Below are 17,432 nucleotides of genomic sequence, written 5' to 3' on the forward strand. Positions count from 1 at the left end.
CCCTCCCCCCTCTGCGGGGGAGGGTGGCCCTCGCGTGAGCGAGGGTCGGGCCCTCCCCCCTCTGCGGGGGAGGGTGGCCCTCGCGTGAGCGAGGGTCGGGAGAGGGGAGCGCCATCTCCGGAGAGGTCGCCCCCTCTCCCGCCTGCTCCGCAGGCACCCTCCCCCGCAGAGGGGGGAGGGTTCATGATCGGCGTCGCGTCAGGCGCGGAATCGGCCCGCAACATCGGGGCAAGCCCCGCTCACGCCAATTCCCGCGCCAGGCTCGCCGGCAGGAACAGGCGCGTCTGCGCCTCGATCTCGGCGCGGAGTTGATCGGCGCCGGGGCAGGCGGGGATCACGTCCACGGCTTCGCGCACGAGGCGCTTGAGGCGCGCGAGCGCGCCGGCCATGCCGAGCAGGGCGGCGGCGTTGGGCCGGCCCAGCGTGGCGTCGCGGCCCACCGGCTTGCCGATCTCTTCCTGGCGGCAGGCGACGTCCCGCAGGTCGTCGGCGACCTGATAGGCCTCGCCGAGGCATTCCCCCAGAAGCCGCCACGGGAGCGCCTGAGCGCCCGCCGCCGCCGCGCCGGTGACGGTGGCCGCCGCGAACAGCGCGCCGGTCTTGGCCTGCTGGTACTCGGTGAGCCCCACATGGCGCTCCGATTCCCAGGCCTGCCCCGCGGCGATGCCGTTGGGCGAACCGGCCGCGCGGGCGACGAGGCCGACGAGGGCGGCGAGCCGGGCCGGCGAGCGCGCAGCACCCCGCGCCAGGGTCTCGAAAGCGGAGACGATGAGCGCATCCCCGGTCAGCACCGCCAGGGGCTCGCCGAAGGCGGCATGGACCGAGGGTTTCTGCCGCCGCATCGGCGCATCGTCGAAACAGGGCAGGTCGTCATGGACCAGGGAGGCGCAGTGGATGAGTTCGATCGCCGCCGCCGCCGCGTCGGAGGCCGCCGGATCGTCGTCGCCGCAGGCCCTCGCCACCGAGAGGCAGAGCCGGGGCCGGATGCGGTGGCCACCGGGAAAGACCGCGTAGCGGATGGCCTCGGCCAGGAGCGGCGGCGCGCCGGGCGCCTCCGCATGGGCGACGGCAGCGTCGAGAGCCTGCTCGATCCGGCGGTTGGCATCCATGGCGCCACTCCCTGGTGTCTTTTCGTATTGCCATTGCAAAGTGTCAGATAATATTGACACTCGTCAAGGCAGAAACGGGTGACACAGTGGCGGCACAGCGGGTTGCGGTGATCGGAGCGGGGATCGGCGGGCTGGTGGCGGCCCTGCGCCTCGCCCATGCGGGGCTCGACGTCACCGTGCTCGAACGCGCGGCCGCGCCCGGCGGCAAGATGCGCAGCGTCCCGGCGGACGGGGCGCAGGTGGAGGCCGGTCCCACCGTCTTCACCATGCGCTGGGTCTTCGAGGAGATCTTTTCGGAATGCGGCGCCGACCTGGCGGACCGCGTGGAGCTCAGCCCGGCCTCCATCCTCGCCCGCCATGCCTGGGGGGCCGACCAGCGCCTCGACCTGTTCGCCGATCCCGAAGCCTCGGCAGCGGCGATCCGGGCCTTCGCCGGCCCCCGCGAGGAGGACGGCTACCGGCGCTTCCGCGCCCGCGCTGCGGAGGTCTACGGCACGCTGGAAGGGCCGTTCATCCGGGGCGAGCGGCCGAGCCCGGTCGATCTCGGCCGCCGCGTCGGCCTGTCGGGCCTCGGCGGTCTGCTGCGCATCCAGCCCTTCACCACCCTGTGGGGGGCGCTCGGCGAATACTTTCGCGATCCCCGCCTGCGCCAGTTATTCGGGCGCTACGCCACCTATTGCGGCTCCTCGCCCTTCGAGGCCCCGGCGACGCTGATGCTGGTGGCGCATGTGGAGAGCCAGGGCGTCTGGCACGTGGAGGGCGGTCTCAGTCGCCTCGCCGCCATCATCGCCGATCTCGCCGAGGAGCGTGGCGCCCGCATCCGCTATCGCGCCGAGGTGGCCGCCATCGCGGTGGAGAACGGGCGCGGCATCGTCGGTGTCGACCTCGCCGATGGCGAGCGGATCGCGGCCGATCTCGTGGTGGCCAATGCCGATGCGGCGGCCCTCGGCGCGGGCCTGTTCGGATCGCGTGCGGCGCGGGCCGTGGAGGCTGTGCCGTCGAAAGCCCGCTCGCTCTCGGCGGTGACGCTCTGCGCGAAGGCCAAAACTTCCGGCTTCCCGCTGGTGCGGCACAATGTGTTCTTCTCGGGCGATTACGCGAACGAATTCGCGGAGCTCCGCGCCGGTCGGCTCCCGTCCGACCCCACAATCTATGTCTGCGCGCAGGACCGCGCCGACGACGATTCGGCCCTCGACCGACCCGAGCGCCTGCTCTGCCTCGTCAACGCCCCGGCCCTCGGCCTCGAACGCCCCCTCGCCCCCACGGAGATCGCCACATGCGAGACCAATCTGCGTCGCAAGCTGACGGAATGCGGGCTGACGATCGAGGCGACGCCCGGGACGGTGACCACCGATCCGGCGGGGTTCGAGCGGCTGTTTCCGGCGACGGGGGGCGCCCTCTACGGCAGGGCCTCGCACGGCTGGATGGCCTCGTTCAAGCGTCCGGGCGCCAGGACGGCGCTGCCGGGGCTGTATCTCGCGGGGGGCAGCGTCCATCCGGGGCCTGGGGTGCCGATGGCGGCGCAATCGGGGCGGATCGCGGCGGACAGCCTGCTGGCCGATCTCGCCGCGAAGGGCCGCGCTTCGACACGCCGGTTGCCCGGGACGGTTACGTCTGGTGGTATGTCGACGCCCTGAGCGAGGACGGCCGCCAGGGGCTCACGATCATCGCCTTCATCGGCAGCGTGTTCTCGCCCTATTACGCCCTGGACCTCAGCCGCGACCCGTTCGACCACTGCACCATGAACGTCGTGCTCTACGGGGAGCGCGCCAACCGCTTCTGCATGACCGAGCGCGGCCGGGATTCGCTGAGGCGGGACGCGTCGCAGATCCGCATCGGCCCGAGCGGTCTCGCCTGGGACGGCACCACCCTCACCATCACCCTCGACGAGGTGACGGCGCCGATCCCCTCGCGGGTGCGCGGCACGATCCGCCTGCGCCCCAACGGCTTCACGCGGGACACCTTCACCCTCGACGCCGACGGCCGGCACCGCTGGTGGCCGATGGCGCCCTCCTCCCCCGTGGAGGTGACCCTCGACGCCCCGAGCCTGTCCTGGCGCGGCACCGCCTATTTCGACACCAACCACGGCGACACCGCTTTGGGCCGGGATTTCAGCGATTGGACCTGGTGCCGGGCCGACCTCAAGGACGGGTCGGCGATCCTCTACGACGTGCGCCGCCGCGACGGCAGCCTCCAGAACCTCTCCCTGCGCTTTGCCGCCGACGGCGCCCGCCGCGACATCCGCCCGCCCCTCCCCGCCGCTCTGCCGCCGACGCGGTTCTGGCGCATGCCCCGCGCCACCCGCAGCGACGACGGGGCGTCGAGCGTTGTCCGCACCTTCGAGGACACCCCGTTCTACGCCCGCTCACTCCTCGCCTCGACCCTCGACGGCGAGAGCGTGCGCCCGGTCCACGAGAGCCTGTCCCTCGACCGATTCCGCAACCCGCTGGTGCAGTTCATGCTGCCGTTCCGGATGCCGCGGCGGGTGGGGTGATGGGGGAGGCCGTACGCATTGGGTTGGCCTCGAACATTGTCCCCATCGGAGAGGTCTCTCAGGCGACGGCCACCCCGCCATCCGCCATTCGGGTCACCGGCCGGACTGTGTCATCCAGGCAACATGCGCCTTGCTATGATACATGTCTGGAATGTTTCCAGGATTAAAATCGGAAACAATTTTTCCAAATGTTAAGAGAGCATTGGCTGCTTGTTTCGATTCATTCTTAGAATCAATAAAAAATAAAGACCAGGAAAGGTTAGTTCGCCCGCTTGCTATTCCGTCGACCGGTCATGAAGGGACTGTGCATGCCCATAATCTGAATTGAGGGCATAAAATCAGTACAACACGAACCCTCGATCGGGCGACACGACAATGAACACCGGAGCAGCATCGCGGTTCCTTGCAACCCTCCTGTGTAGCACGGTGCTGGCACCGGCCGCGCGGTCGCAACCGGCCGTCCCCGCAGGTGACACCGCGGTGACCCTCGACCAGCTCAGCGTCGAGGGCCTGCGCGGCAACACGGTGGGCTACCTGAGCCGTTCCAGCCGCAGCGCGACCAAGACCGACACGCCGCTCATCGACACGCCGCAATCCGTGACGGTGATCTCGCAGCAGCAGATCCGCGATCAGGGCATGCAGTCCATCGGGGAGGCCGTCCGCTACGTTCCGGGCGTCATCCCGCACCAGGGTGAGGGCAACCGCGACGACGTCGTCATCCGCGGGCAGCGCTCCAACGCCGATTTCTACGTCAATGGCGTGCGCGACGACGTGCAGTACTTCCGCGACCTTTACAACACGCAGCGCATCGAGGTGCTGAAGGGCCCGAACGCCCTCGTGTTCGGCCGTGGCGGCGGTGGCGGCGTCATCAATCGCGTCCTGAAGGAGGCCGACGGCGTTCCGGTCCGCGAGATCGTGGCCCAGGGTGGTCAGTTCGGCAACAAGCGCGTCGCAGTCGATGTGGGCGACCGGGTCAACGAGAACGTCTTCTTCCGCCTGAACGGCATGGTCGAGGATACAGGCACTTACCGCGACTTCGTCGACGTCCGGCGCTACGGCGTCAACCCGACCATGACCTTCCTCCTGAGCCCGGTCACGACGCTCAAGCTGTCCTACGAGTATTTCCACGACGAGCGGAACACGGATCGCGGTATTCCCTCCCAATTCGGGCGCCCATACCGCTACAAGCAGAACGTGTCGACGTATTTCGGCAATCCGGACCTGAGCTACGCCCACATCGAAGCCAATATCGCCACCGCGACCCTCGACCACCTGTTCGAATCCGGCGTGGCGCTCCACAGCACCCTGCGCTTCGCCGATTATCAGAAGTTCTATCAAAATGTGTTTCCGGGCGGCTCGGTCAATGCCGCGGGCACGGCCGTCAACATCACGGCGTACAACAACGCGACGCCGCGGACGAACTACTTCAGCCAGAACGACTTCACCTACAAGTTCGAAACCGCGGGCTTGCGGCATACGCTGCTGGCCGGGTTCGAACTCGGTTATCAGGAGGGCCGCGCCTTCCGCGAGGAGGGGTTCTTCGCCAACGGGACGCAGACCCTCGTGGTCAACCCGCTCAGCCCCGTCACCCGCGCACCGGTCAGCTTCCGCAACACCACCGGCAACAACACGCGCTACGACCTCGGGCTGGCGGCGGTCTACGCCCAGGACCAGATCGAGATCGGACCGCACCTGCAGTTCATCGGCGGCCTGCGCTACGACCATTTCGACTTCACGTCGAACAACCTGAACGCGCGGGCTCCGGTCCCGGTGCAGACCAACCGCATCGACGACCTGCTATCGCCGCGCGCCGGCGTGGTGGTGAAGCCCTTCGAAAATCTCGCCATCTACGGCAGCTACAGCGTCTCCTACCTGCCCTCGGCGGGGGACCAATTCGGTTCCCTGTCCCCGGGCCTCGCCATCGCGCAGCCCGAGCGGTTCGAAAACGCCGAATTCGGCGTCAAGTACGATGTCTCCCCGGTGCTCCAGCTCACGGGCGCCTTGTACAACCTGGACCGCTACAACCAGCGCATCGCCGATCCGAACCGGCCCGGCTTCTTCCTCACGTCAGGGCAGACGAACACGCAGGGCGCGGAGATCGGCGCCAACGGCTTCGTTACGGATTGGTGGCAGGTCGCGGGCGGCTACGCCTTCACCGATGCCCGCATCGTCAGCAACGTCTCGAGCACCATCGTGTCGGGCAACACCGTCGGCCTGGTGCCCTTCAACGCCTTCACGCTCTGGAACAAGTTCGAGGTCTCGCCGGAATTCTCCTTCGGCATCGGCTACATCCAGACCGGGCACGCCTTCGCCTCGTCGGACAACAGCGTGCGGCTTCCGGGCATCACGCGGTTCGACCTCGGCCTGTTCTACCGGGTGAACGAGTTCTGGCGGGCGCAGATCAACATCGAGAACCTGTTCGACCGGCACTACATCGCCACCGCCGACGGCAACAATAACATCAGCCCCGGCGCGCCGCGCCTGATCCGGGCGCAGATCATCGCGCGGTTCTGAGCGGACATAGCGTCGTCGACCGATGTCTTCGACGCTATGCGCTCGCAGGTCCGCGTGTAACGTGCGATTCCGCCGTATCCGGTAAGGTCCCCGGTGCGGTGGCAGGCGAGAGACCCTCGTTCCCGAAGGCCCTGAGTTCGTATGAGAGCTCGGGTCTTCGCCGGCCGTTCCGTCGCATCCGAACAATCGCTTGGGCCGCGCTTCGCGAAGCCCATTTGGCGAGGATGAACGGTATCGTCGTCGGGATCGACGAATTCAAGAATCGGCTGGATGGGATGTTGGGGGGCCCTGCAGCGCGAGCGCGCCGGTCGCTTCGACGTCGCGACAGAGCGTCTCGCCTGCGCCGCCAGCCTCATGGGCGCCAATGCCCTCAACAATCCGGGACGAGGATAGGATCTCAAACAGGCTTCGACATAATGACGACCCAGCGTTCCGGGTTCTGGTTGGCCTTCGGGCCGTCGTTCTTGCCATTCTCATGGTGAACCGACCCACCGAAAGACGGGCCGTCGCTCACGGCCCCGCCAGCGAGGCCGGCCCACTCACCCCTTCCCCATCGAACCGCACCCGCGCCGCCTCGATCTCCGCATGGCTCCGTTCCGCCCAGCGGACGAGGGCCGCCAGGGGCTCCATGAGTGTGCCGCCGAGAGCGGTCAGGCGATACTCCACGCTGGGCGGCTTGGTCGGGTAGACCGTGCGGGCGATGTAGCCGTCGCGTTCGAGGTCGCGCAGGGTCTGGGTCAGCATCCGTTTCGAGAGGTCGGGGATCAGCCGGAGGATCGCGCTGAACCGGTGCGGGCCGCCGGCCAGCGCGGTGAGGATCAGGATCGACCATTTGTCGCCGGTCCGGTCCAGCACGTTGCGGACGGGGCAGCGGGCGGCCTCGAACGCTTTCGTCCGCCAGCCCGCGAAGGTCTGCGCCAATTCGGCCTGAGCCGGTGCGGGGGCGGTTCCCTCGGCGTCACCTTGTCCCAAAATCCTGCCTCCTTCACAGCCGATGCGGTCTCAACTAGTTCCCTTGTACCGAAAGTGAACCCTGGGTAAGCCCGCCATGTCCGACACCCCTCATCCGACGATCTTCGTCACCGGCGCCTCCGGTCAATTGGGGCGCTTCGTCATCGCGGCTCTGCTGGAGCGTGTGCCGGCCGGCGCCGTCGTGGCGGGTGTGCGGTCCCTGGAGAGCGAGGCCGCCCAGGCCCTGCGAGACCGGGGCGTCGCCGTGCGGGTGGCCGATTACGCGCGGCCCGAGACCCTGGTCGAGGCTTTCCGGGGCATCGAGCGCCTGCTGCTGATCTCCTCGAGCGAGGTCGGCCGGCGCGTCGCCCAGCATGGGAACGTCGTCGCGGCGGCGAAGGCGGCCGGGATCGGCCGGCTCGTCTATACCAGCCTCCTTCATGCCGACACCTCGCCGATCAATCTGGCCGGGGAGCATCGCGCCACGGAGGCCGCCATCGCCGCCTCAGGCCTGCCGGCGACGATCCTGCGGAACGGCTGGTACACGGAGAACTACACCGCCTCGATCCCCGGCGCGCTCGCCGGCGGCGCGTTCCTCGGCAGCGCCGGGGCGGGCCGGATCGCCTCCGCCGCGCGGGCCGACTTCGCCGAGGCCGCCGCCCTCGTGCTCACCGGCGACGGCCATGAGGGGCGGACCTACGAACTGGCGGGCGACGCGGCCTATACCCTGGCCGATCTCGCCGCCGAACTCTCGCGCCAGACGGGCCGCGACATCCCCTACCGGGACCTGCCGCAGTCGGACTATGCGTCGCTGCTCAAGAGCTTCGGCCTGCCGGACGTCCTGGCCGATTCCCTCGCCGCGTGGGATGTGGACGCCGCGCACGGCGCCCTGTTCGACGAGGGCCGCCAGCTCTCGACGCTCATCGGCCGCCCGACGACGCCATTGTCCGCCAGCATCGCCGCCGCGCTGGGGTGAGGCCGGCGCCTCGGATCATGCCGTCTCCGGACGATCCATGTGGTCTCGGATGAGCGCGGGTCCCCTCTCCTAGTGGTGAAAATCCGACGTTTGGTACCCGCTGCCGGGGCTGCTTTCGACCCATCTCGGACGTTAGGGATGGGTACCATCCGTCAGATCTGGACCACTAGGAGGAGAGGGACAGGGTGAGGTGCGAGACCTCTCCGGAGATGGACCACACCTCACCCCAGCCCTCTCCTTCCAGGAGAGGGAGCCCGTCGCGCCTCGAGTTGAAACTTCTTGGATAGAGGAACGGCTGTCGAGCGGATGTGTGAATCCGGTAGCCCCAAAGGGGATGGGAACGCCCTCAACCGGCGGGATCGTCCGGGGGGCGGCGGGCGGCGGCGTCCCGGTCCTTGGCGATGCTGCGCCGGACGACGATGAGCTGCCACAGGGCCAGGCCCAGCGCGAGGGCGAAGACGAGGCCGATGTCGAAGGCGGCGAAGAGCCGGTCGCTCACGAGGGGGCGGGCGCGCGGCCGAGCGCCTCGCGCTCGCGCAGGGTCTCCACCAGGTCGAGCACCTGCGCCACCTGCGCCGGCACGTTCCACCAGGGCGGAATCCGGGGCGCCATCGACGGAAGCGCGGCCACCGCCTCGATCAGGAACAGGATTTCCGGCAGGGGTGTTTCACGCAAGGCAGCCCTGTCGTCCGTCGAGACCAGGGCGCGGGCGAGGAGTGTGAGTTTCCTGCGCCCGTCCACGCGGGCGCGGCGGGAGACCGAATCGTAGCCGGCCCGCTCCACCTCGCGGCCGATCTCGGCATAGATCAGCCGCGCCGCGCGGATCGCCGGGCGGCAGGCGGGGGGCAGGCCGGCGATGCCGGATTCCGAGCGCGCGTAGAGAAGCTCCGCCGCCGCCAGCAGGCGCGCCACGACGCCGCCGAGGGCGGGCGTGAATGCGGGGGCGCGCAGGAACGCGTCCGGGTCGATCCCCGCCTCCCTCAGCCAGGCGCGCGGCAGGTAGAGCCGGCCCGCCCGCGCGTCCTCGCCGACATCGCGGGCGATGTTGGTGAATTGCATGGCGATGCCGAGGTCGCAGGCGCGGGCGAGCACGTCGGGATCGCGCACGCCCATGACCAGAGTCATCATCGCCCCCACCGAGGCGGCCACCCGCGCCGCATAGGCGGTGAGGTCGGCAAGCGTCTCGTAGCGCTGCCCGGCCGCGTCCCAGGCGAGGCCCTCGATCAAGGCGGCGGGCAGCGCCTGGGGGATGGCGTGATCGGCAACGATGTCGGCCAGCGCCCGGTCCGCCGGGGCGTCGCAGGGCTGTCCGTCATAGGCGCGGGCGAGGCGCATCCGCAGCCGCGCCACGGCGGGGCGGCGCCCGCTTTCGGCGACGTCGTCCACCGCATCGTCGGAGAGGCGGCAGAAGGCGTAGAGCCCGTAGGCCGGCCGGCGGATGGAGGGCGGCAGCAGGGCGGAGGCGGCAAAGAAGCTGCGCGACCCGGTGCGGATCGCCGCCCGGCAGGCGGCATGATCGGCCGCCTCCGCATGGGGGATCGCCCAGAGGGGCGGCCGAAGTAAGTCAAGCGAAGACGCGCGCATCCGGCACCACGGTATCGAGAATTCGGGCGGAGGAGAGGACGCCGGGCAGGCCGGCGCCGGGATGGGTGCCGGCCCCCACGAGGAAGAGCCGCGCCACGTCCTCGGAGGCGTTGTGCGGCCGGAACCAGGCCGATTGGGTCAGCACCGGTTCGAGGCCGAAGCCCGAGCCGCGAAAGCTCAGGAAATCGGCCGCGAAATCCCCCGGATGGGTCACTTTCGAGGTCACGATGCTCTCCGACAGGCCCGGCATCACGGTGGCCTCGAGATGGCGTTCGATGGCGCGGCGATAGGGCTCCCCCTCCGCCGTCCAGTCCTGGCCGCCGGCGAGGTTGGGCACCGGGGAGAGCACGTAGAACGCATCGCAGCCGGGCGGCGCCAGCAGCGGATCGGTGGCGGTGGGGCGGTGCAGGTAGAGGCTGAAATCCTTCGACAGCACCTTGCGCCGGAAGATGTCGTCGATGAGCCCGCGATAGCGCGGCCCCATCAGGATGGTGTGGTGGGCGATATCCGGGAAGGTCCGGTTCGTGCCGAAATACCAGACGAACAGGCCCATGGAGGAATGCGACCGGTCGAGCCGGCGGTCGGTCCAGCGCCGCCGCACCCCGTCGGGCAGGAGGGTGCGGTGGGTGAAGGCGGAATCGGCGTTGGAGACGACGATGTCGGCGGCGATGCGCTCGCCCGAGGCGAGGGCGACGCCGGTGGCGGCCCCGTTCTCCACCAGGATGCGCGAGACCTCCGCGCCGCAGCGGAGCGCCCCGCCCTGCCCCCGGATCAGCCCGGCGAGCCCGTCCACCAGGCGGCCGGTGCCGCCGAGCGCGAAATGCACGCCCCAGCGCCGTTCGAGATGGGCGATGAGGCAGTAGATCGCGCTCGCCCGGAACGGGCTGCCGCCGATGAGGAGCGGGTGGAAGCTGAAGATCGTCCGCAGGCGCTCGTCGCGGATGTAACTCGCCACCACGTCGTAGACGCTGCGATGCCCGCCCAGCCGCACCAGATCGGGCATGATCCGCAGCATGTCCGAGACCGACGTGAAGGGCACGTGGCCGAGCCGCTCGAACCCGACCTCGCAGATCGCCCGCGAGCGCTCCATGAAGCGCTCGTAGCCGGCCACATCCCCGGGCGAGAACCGCGCGACCTCCTCGCGCATGGCGTCGAGATCGCCGCTGTAATCGAAGGTCGCGCCGTCTTCGAAGCGGATGCGGTAGAACGGCAGCATCGGCGCGAGGACGACATCGTCCTCCATGCGCCGCCCGCACAGGGTCCAGAGTTCCTCGAACAGGAACGGCGCGGTGACGATGGTCGGCCCGGCATCGAAGGTGAAGCCGTCCTGCCGATGCACCCGCGCCCGCCCGCCGGGCTGGTCCAGCCGTTCCAGCACCGTGACCCGGTAGCCCCGCGCCCCGAGCCGGATCGCGGCGGCCAGCCCCCCGAAGCCACTGCCGATCACCACCGCATGGGGGCGCTTGGCCGGCCGGGACGAGGAGGTCGGCACATCGCAGAGTGTCAACATAGGGTGACACTATCAGGGGAAATTGGGGAGGCAAGGGGTGATTTGTGGGGGGCGTGTGGATGTGTTTGGTTGGGTCTTGGTCTACAGTTTAATTTTGGCCACTGATCACTCCCGACCTTTCTCGGCCATCCAACAAATCCGTGCGGCGCCGTCGAAGCTGGTGTTGCAAAGCGAAGTGCTAAAATCTGTTTATAGGTCATTGTGGTGACTTGAAGGTTGATTAAATCAAATCATATTTTGCATAAATTCAGTCGTCAGGCCATTTCAAAGTAAAAATATTAGTGATATTGAATGCGATTGCTTTTTTATAGATCGAAAATTGTTTAATATCTAGAAACCTAACACCTTTCCAATGCTTCGAACGCCCCCCTCAAGCGCTCTGCCCGCCTTTACCGCCTCGTTGTTTGGTCCGGGACCGTTTCTTAGGTCGTTCAGCCCATTATTAATGTGGCGGATCACTTCATGATTTGGGCCCGGTGCCAGAACGTTGTTCTGCCAAAACTCATAGGCATGGTAGGCAACGCTGTTTTCGCCGAGGGAGCGCCGCATCTGATCATCAACGCTTCGCAAGAAACGGCGGTACTCATTATTTGGGCCAAAGCAGCCCTGATTTGTGGCGATGCCGTGCTCCCAGCACTTGGTTAGCTCTCGCTCAAGCAGACGTCCACCGGTGCAGACTGCAAAAGCTTTGGGATTGCCGCCAGTGGACATCGCACACGACAGGGCAATCTGCTGTTCTGGAGTAAGGTCTTTAGCGAGAGCACATACAACCGCCGTTTTAGGGTCGCCCTTGTTCTTTGTTACGCATCCCATGTAATATCGCTCGTTTTGCCCAAGCGTATTATTGCCGATACACTGAGTGATATCCCACTCGTCATTGTCATCTTGCTTAGCGCAGTCGCTTACCTCTTTAAAGCGGTCGTAACTGCGAGCGAGGTCTTGATTACCCGTCGAGCACACCAGCGCACGCCCACTGTCGTCAGCATGATCTTCCAAGCACTGCTTTGTCAGCCGGTATTCCCGAGGCATCGCACGATCAACGAGGCACTCGAAGAACGCATCTTGCTGATCGCTTTGGGCATAGCACTGCCGTAACTGCTGTTCGTCAGGAAGTGGGGGCCGGGCGAGCTGAATGCCAGGATGGAGGCCTGCGGGTAACGAGCCGCCTGGTGCGCGAGGGATATTAACTTGAAGGGTTGGATTTAACTGCCCAAAACCGGCCTGTGCGGGATCCATCGGCGGGAGCGCGGGGCCGGCGATGATCGGTGGGCAGGTGAGGGCACCCGGCGAGCCACAAGGGAGGCCGGCTATACACGCAGGGAACGGCGGAGCACCGCAGGCTGGGGCCACTGGGAAAGGTGGCCAAGGATATCCAGGGGGAGGCGGGCACTGAATCGTTCCCGGCTGTCCGCATGCGCGTGCTTGTGGGCAGGGGGCCTGCCCGGAGCCACCGCAAAATGGCATGCCCGAGGACGCAGAACTTGATCCGCCTCCTCCTAGCGCTGTCATGCCGCCCGGCTCGCCAAGGCATGGGCCACCCTGCATGCACGTGATGAATGTTGTCGTGTCGACAACGAGGCCGCCTGTGCAAATCTGCATCATCGGCGTGTTGATCGCGCCAGCTTGCCAGCACTGCGCAATCCGCTGTCGCGCCGACAGCATCTGTGCATCAGCCGGCGAGGGCCATGTGGGAATAAAAGCGCTTAGCAGTAAGAGGAGCATTGCGCGAACATGGCACGACATAATGAACCCTCGTGTTGTTCGACCGGTTTGTCTCTTAAATGCCGCTGACGCGTTTATGCGCAGTTCAGGCACTTTCGCTTGCAAGCAATGACCTGACAAGCCCTCATCCACAGGGATATTTGCTAATCATCTTTCTCCAGCGCATGTCGCTACACAGGTTCGCAAGTGTCTGAGGGGTATCTACGGCAAATGGATAACATCAAAATATCGAATAGAGATGATGTTAACATCTAATTATGCAGTATAAATCCTAAATAGATTAATTTAAAGCATGTAACATATATTATTATTCAATGAAAATATAGTATTCTAGCTAAATTTGCTGTAATAGTGTGCGCCTAATTACTTAAAGGATAGATATATTTAAGATTTTAGAAAATTTACTTGGTAAAATAGTAAACTCTGTGTTAATTTCCGCCCTGTTTCTAGTATGTATTAAGTAATTTTAGATTATTACAAGCGAAGATATGCGTCAGGCTGAATATATTGGGTCAGTCGCAGTCGTTCAGCGCCATTTCGCTGAAATTCCGCTTACAGGCCAAGACATAGCAATGGCTTCCGTCTACTAAAGACCCCACCCTCGAATCCAAAACTGAGACACCGTCTACATTTCGTCACGGCAATGCGGTGGCGGGGGCGGCATGCCCTCTCGTCAAAACCATCGCCCCAAAAATCACCTCCGCCACCTTCTCCGGCGCTTCCTCGTGCGCGAGGTGGCCGAGGCCGCGGAGCAGCTCCACGCGGGCGTGGGGCAGGCGTGTCTTCAGGGCGAAGGCGGTGTCGGGGGCGATGGCCTTGTCCTCGCTGCCGACCACGAGGAGCGTCGGGGTGGCGAGGCGGGGGATGGCGCGGTCGAGGGTGGCGAGGTCCCAGTTCGCCATCATGCCGAGCGCCCCGGCCACGTGGCCGGGTGTGCGGAACAGGCGTCGGTAGAGATCGAGCCCCTGTGGATCGAGGCGGGAGCCGGTGCCGCGAATCAGGCGCTCCACCGCCGGGCGGTCGGCGGTCCAGGCGAAGAGTTTGGGGGTGACCGGGTTGAGGAAGAGCAGCCTTGCCATGCTGGGGAACAGCACCGAGGCGAGGCCGGGAAACGGGGTGAGCGCGCCGTTGAGCGCCACCAGGAGGTCGGGCGCGATCCGCCCGTCGAGGCAGAGCCGGACCAGGATCGCCGCCCCCGCCGAATGGCCGACGACCAGGGTCGGGCGCAGGGCGAGGCTGTCGAGGAGGTCGCCCACGGCCGAGGCCATCCCCGGCAGGGAGAGTCTTGCGGCGGGGAGCGGGTCGGTGAAGCCGTGGCCCGGCAGGTCCGGGGCGAGAACCCGGAACCGCGTCGCCAGGAGGGGCATCAGCCCGCGCCAGGAATGGGTGGCGGCCCCCGTGCCGTGGAGGAGTAGCACGGTCGGTGCCCCGTCCTCCCCCATCTCCTGGATGTGCCAGTTGAGGCCGGAGGCCGTGACGAAGCGGCTCGCCTCCCGGTGCGGCCAGTCGGCGCCCTCGCGCTCCCAGCGGGGTCGTTCGGCGGGCGCGCGCATGCTGGAACCCCTATCCTCGCGCCGACCGGATCGCGGCGCTCATCGCCCCAGCATCGGCATGGGGCAGGGGCAGATAGCGCGCCCCCATGGCGGCGGCGAGGCGGCGTGCCGACTCCTGCGGCCTCGGGGCGGTGTCGATGAGGATGGCGCGGACATCCGCCTCGCGGAAAAGGCGGGCGGCTTTGAGCGAATCCTCGCCCGCGCGCTCCCGCCCGGCGATTCCAGAGCGGGCGACGTTGGCCCGTCCATCGGTGAGCATCACCACCACCGGCGTCCCGCCGCCGCGCCTGACCCCGAGGGCCACCTGGCCGGCGGCGTCGATGCCGGCGGCGAGCGGCGTCCCGCCGCCTCCGGGCAGGGCGGCGAGCCCGCGCCGCGCCCGCACCAGGGAGCGCGTCGGCGCGAGGACCAGCTCCGCGCCCGCACCCCGAAAGGCGACGAGGGCGACTTTGTCCCGCCGCGTATAGGCCTCGGCGAGGAGGAGCTCGACGGCGCCCTTGGCCTCGGCCAGCCGCTCCAGGGCGGAGGAGCCGGAGGCGTCCACGGTGAAGATCGTCGTGGTCTCGGTCCGCTGCCGGAACCGGGTGATTCGGATGTCGTCGGGGCGGATCATGAGACAGGTGCCGCCCCCCTCCGCCCGCCGGCGGATGCCCTGCCAGGGGGCTGCGGCGCGCAAGGTCGCGATGAGATCGAGCCGGCCCCGGCGGGGATCGCCCGGCCGCGCCCCCATGGGCCGGCCGGAGCGGGCGGAGACGGCCTTCGCCCCGGCCTTGCCGGCCCTCGGCATCCGCAGGCGCGGGCCGTCCCGCAGCAGCAGCGCCAGGAGCCCGGCGGGAATCGCGGCGCGGGCGGCCTCGACGATGCGGTCGTCGGGGGTGGACGCGGTGCCCTCCTCCGGGTCGGGGCCGGGGGCCGCCCCGTCCGGGGGCGGCGGCGTCTCCGGCGCGCCCTCCTCCCGCTCCTCCTCCTCGGGGGACGACTCGCGTTCCGGCAGGCGGGTGGCGCGGTGGCCGAGGACGAGGCGCGCGGCCTCCCGCACATCCGCCTCGGTGATCTCGGCGCGCCCGTCGAGCCGGGCGAGGAGGCGGGCGACCCGGAGGGCGAGGAGCGGCGCGCGTAAGGAATCGATGCCGAGCCGGGCCGCGACCTCGCTCAGTTCCGCGACGGGGTCGTGGTCGCTTCGCCCACCGCCATGCGGCGGCTTGTCGGATTCCGGCGAAAGGCCGTCGCATGGCGGTCGAAGCACCGGTCGCATGGCGCTCGGCGGCACGCTCGTGAGGTCGAGATGGAAGGCCAGCCGATCGGCGAGAGCCGCCGGGGCGGCCTCGTCCTCGCCGATCCCCTCGTCGAGGAGGACGAGCCCGAACCTCGCCGGCCGGGTCTCCGCCAGCCCGTCCCGCTCCACCCTCAGCCGCCCGGTATCGAGGGCGGCGGCGAGATGCGCGGCGGTGCCCTGCCCCATCCGCTCGGCCATCGCGGCCACGAGAAGTCCCCCATGGGCCTCGGCCAGCAGCCCGGCCTGGGCCACCGGCCGCCCGGCGGAGAGCGTCGCCGCGAGGTCGAGCCCGCCGACGAGCCGGTCCTCGGCGATGCCCGCCGGCATTCGCCGTAACGGCTTGCCGGGATTGAGGTTTTCGCGAAGGATCTCGAGCCAGCGGTCGCGCACCGGACCGGCCCCGGCGCGCAAAACCACGCCGCCGCAGCCATGCGGGTCGGCGGCCACGAGCCGGGCGACAAGCAGGGCGTCGGCCCAGATCGCCGAGGTCTCGCTCACGAGCCCAGCACCTCCGTCACCGCCCGCGCGACGCGGGCGGTGGAGCCGGATTCGTCGAGCGGGTTGCGGCGCAGGCGGTGGCGCAGGGCCGATGGCGCGACCTGTCGGAGATGGTCGATTCCCACGGTGTCGGCCCCCTCATAGGCGGCCAGCGCCCGGGCGGTGCGCATCAGGGTCAGCTCGCCGCGCAGGCCGTCGGTGCCCAGAGCGAGGCAGAGCCGGGCCGCGGCCTCCAGGGTCGCATCGGGCATGTCGAGGGTGGGAAGACGCGCCCTGGCGGCGGTGAGGCGCTTCTGCAGCGCCCGGTCGGCCTTGGCATAGCCGGCGCAGAACCCCGCGGGGTCGCGCTCGTAGGCGTCGCGCCGGCGCACCACGTCGATGCGGGTGGGCAGGTCGGTGGGCGTCGTCACCTCCACGGCGAGGCCGAACCGGTCGAGGAGCTGGGGCCGCAGCTCGCCCTCCTCCGGGTTGCCGCTGCCCACCAGAACGAACTTCGCCGGGTGCCGGATGCTCAACCCCTCGCGCTCCACGGTGTTGATCCCGGAGGCCGCCACGTCGAGGAGGAGATCGACGAGGTGGTCGTCGAGGAGGTTGACCTCGTCGATGTAGAGGAAGCCGCGATTGGCCCGGGCCAGCAGGCCGGGCTCGAACGCCTTCTCGCCACGGGTGAGCGCCCGTTCGAGGTCGAGGGCGCCCACCACCCGGTCCTCGGTGGCGCCGAGCGGCAGGTCCACCACCGGCACCGGCGCGAGGTGGCTTCGCCGCGCATCGGCGCGGCCGGAGCAATGCGGGCACTCGCCGGCGGCTTTCGCTGGATCGCAGGAATAGGGACAGCCGATCACCGCCTTCATCGGCGGCAGCAGGGCGGCGAGGCCCCGGATCGCGGTGGACTTGCCGGTGCCCCGGTCGCCGAAGACGAGGACGCCGCCCACGGACGGGTCCACCGCCGCGATCATCAGAGCGCGCCGCATTTCGTCCTGGCCGACGATGGCGGAGAAGGGGAAGGTGATGGGCGGTGCCGTGATGGACGGGTCGGGGTCGCCTCGGGGCTTCCGGAGGATTCCTTGGCTCGTGTCGCGCTCCGGCGCCTCGGGACGAGGGTGGGCGTTTGACGGGAGGGATGTGGTTCGGGCCGTTCCGTTGACGATCATCGACAGTCTCCCGGTGACCCGATTCAAGCTCTGGATGGTCCCCTCTCCCCGCCTGCGGGGAGAGGGGTTCGGACCCCTTGTCGGGTCCGAAACG

13 protein-coding genes are annotated in these 17,432 nt (G+C 68.1%); 4 read left to right on the top strand and 9 right to left on the bottom strand.

Translation table 11 applies throughout. From position 1 onward, the window contains the following. Nucleotides 1–239: 239 nt before the first annotated feature. Complete coding sequence (locus ASF08_RS19705; protein WP_056148878.1) at nucleotides 240–1,109, bottom strand: polyprenyl synthetase family protein; 870 nt, start codon at nucleotides 1,107–1,109, stop codon at nucleotides 240–242. 86 nt (nucleotides 1,110–1,195) lie between these two features. Between ASF08_RS19705 and crtD the strand changes: the two genes are divergently transcribed. The 3 genes from crtD to ASF08_RS19720 all read left to right on the top strand — a co-directional run bounded on the left by crtD (nucleotide 1,196) and on the right by ASF08_RS19720 (nucleotide 6,117). Next, complete coding sequence (crtD, locus tag ASF08_RS19710) at nucleotides 1,196–2,746, top strand: 1-hydroxycarotenoid 3,4-desaturase CrtD (RefSeq protein ID WP_056148880.1); 1,551 nt, start codon at nucleotides 1,196–1,198, stop codon at nucleotides 2,744–2,746. Then, complete coding sequence (locus ASF08_RS19715; protein ID WP_056149222.1) at nucleotides 2,743–3,603, top strand: carotenoid 1,2-hydratase; 861 nt, start codon at nucleotides 2,743–2,745, stop codon at nucleotides 3,601–3,603. The genes crtD and ASF08_RS19715 overlap by 4 nt, the downstream gene beginning before the upstream one ends. 375 nt (nucleotides 3,604–3,978) lie before the next feature. Next, the gene (locus ASF08_RS19720; protein WP_056148882.1) at nucleotides 3,979–6,117 is read left to right on the top strand and encodes a TonB-dependent receptor; all 2,139 of its coding nucleotides are present in this window, start codon (nucleotides 3,979–3,981) and stop codon (nucleotides 6,115–6,117) included. A 510-nt stretch (nucleotides 6,118–6,627) separates the two neighbouring features. On the opposite strand, the gene ASF08_RS19725 is transcribed toward ASF08_RS19720, so the two are convergent. Continuing rightward, nucleotides 6,628–7,089, bottom strand: coding sequence for a winged helix-turn-helix transcriptional regulator (locus ASF08_RS19725; RefSeq protein WP_056148884.1), 462 nt, complete (start codon nucleotides 7,087–7,089; stop codon nucleotides 6,628–6,630). A 76-nt stretch (nucleotides 7,090–7,165) separates the two neighbouring features. Here ASF08_RS19725 and ASF08_RS19730 point away from each other — a divergent pair, with 76 nt between their 5' ends. Next, nucleotides 7,166–8,044, top strand: coding sequence for an SDR family oxidoreductase (locus ASF08_RS19730; protein ID WP_056148886.1), 879 nt, complete (start codon nucleotides 7,166–7,168; stop codon nucleotides 8,042–8,044). A gap of 346 nt (nucleotides 8,045–8,390) precedes the next feature. Here ASF08_RS19730 and ASF08_RS25420 read toward each other — a convergent pair whose 3' ends face one another. From ASF08_RS25420 to bchI, 7 genes are all read right to left on the bottom strand, one after another. After that, nucleotides 8,391–8,543: a hypothetical protein gene (locus tag ASF08_RS25420; RefSeq protein WP_018043277.1), complete on the bottom strand. Its 153-nt coding sequence runs from the start codon at nucleotides 8,541–8,543 to the stop codon at nucleotides 8,391–8,393. Next, nucleotides 8,540–9,628: a phytoene/squalene synthase family protein gene (locus ASF08_RS19735; RefSeq protein ID WP_056148888.1), complete on the bottom strand. Its 1,089-nt coding sequence runs from the start codon at nucleotides 9,626–9,628 to the stop codon at nucleotides 8,540–8,542. The genes ASF08_RS25420 and ASF08_RS19735 overlap by 4 nt, the downstream gene beginning before the upstream one ends. After that, nucleotides 9,609–11,138 carry a phytoene desaturase gene (locus ASF08_RS19740; protein WP_056148890.1) on the bottom strand — a complete coding sequence of 510 codons (1,530 nt, stop codon included), beginning with the start codon at nucleotides 11,136–11,138 and terminating at the stop codon, nucleotides 9,609–9,611. Before ASF08_RS19740 ends, ASF08_RS19735 begins: the two co-directional genes overlap by 20 nt. A gap of 330 nt (nucleotides 11,139–11,468) precedes the next feature. Then, nucleotides 11,469–12,374, bottom strand: coding sequence for a hypothetical protein (locus tag ASF08_RS24310; RefSeq protein ID WP_156629663.1), 906 nt, complete (start codon nucleotides 12,372–12,374; stop codon nucleotides 11,469–11,471). A gap of 1,121 nt (nucleotides 12,375–13,495) precedes the next feature. Then, nucleotides 13,496–14,413 carry an alpha/beta fold hydrolase BchO gene (gene bchO, locus ASF08_RS19750; protein WP_056148898.1) on the bottom strand — a complete coding sequence of 306 codons (918 nt, stop codon included), beginning with the start codon at nucleotides 14,411–14,413 and terminating at the stop codon, nucleotides 13,496–13,498. Nucleotides 14,414–14,423: 10 nt separating this feature from the next. Next, nucleotides 14,424–16,187 carry a magnesium chelatase subunit D gene (locus ASF08_RS19755; RefSeq protein ID WP_056148900.1) on the bottom strand — a complete coding sequence of 588 codons (1,764 nt, stop codon included), beginning with the start codon at nucleotides 16,185–16,187 and terminating at the stop codon, nucleotides 14,424–14,426. Beyond that, entirely contained in the window at nucleotides 16,184–17,338 is a 1,155-nt protein-coding gene (gene bchI / locus ASF08_RS19760; protein WP_443136828.1) for a magnesium chelatase ATPase subunit I, read from the bottom strand. The genes ASF08_RS19755 and bchI overlap by 4 nt, the downstream gene beginning before the upstream one ends. Between the last annotated feature and the right edge of the window lie 94 nt (nucleotides 17,339–17,432).

Source organism: Methylobacterium sp. Leaf85, assembly GCF_001422125.1.
GTDB classification, from domain to species: Bacteria; Pseudomonadota; Alphaproteobacteria; order Rhizobiales; family Beijerinckiaceae; genus Methylobacterium; species Methylobacterium bullatum.

Coding starts and splice junctions, on each gene's coding strand:
- ASF08_RS19705 (WP_056148878.1), bottom strand. CDS start 1,109: ATGGATGCCAACCGCCGGATCGAGCAGGCTCTCGACGCTGCCGTCGCC.
- ASF08_RS19720 (WP_056148882.1), top strand. CDS start 3,979: ATGAACACCGGAGCAGCATCGCGGTTCCTTGCAACCCTCCTGTGTAGC.
- ASF08_RS19730 (WP_056148886.1), top strand. CDS start 7,166: ATGTCCGACACCCCTCATCCGACGATCTTCGTCACCGGCGCCTCCGGT.
- ASF08_RS19735 (WP_056148888.1), bottom strand. CDS start 9,628: ATGCGCGCGTCTTCGCTTGACTTACTTCGGCCGCCCCTCTGGGCGATC.
- ASF08_RS19740 (WP_056148890.1), bottom strand. CDS start 11,138: ATGTTGACACTCTGCGATGTGCCGACCTCCTCGTCCCGGCCGGCCAAG.
- ASF08_RS24310 (WP_156629663.1), bottom strand. CDS start 12,374: ATGGATCCCGCACAGGCCGGTTTTGGGCAGTTAAATCCAACCCTTCAA.
- bchO (WP_056148898.1), bottom strand. CDS start 14,413: ATGCGCGCGCCCGCCGAACGACCCCGCTGGGAGCGCGAGGGCGCCGAC.
- bchI (WP_443136828.1), bottom strand. CDS start 17,338: ATGATCGTCAACGGAACGGCCCGAACCACATCCCTCCCGTCAAACGCC.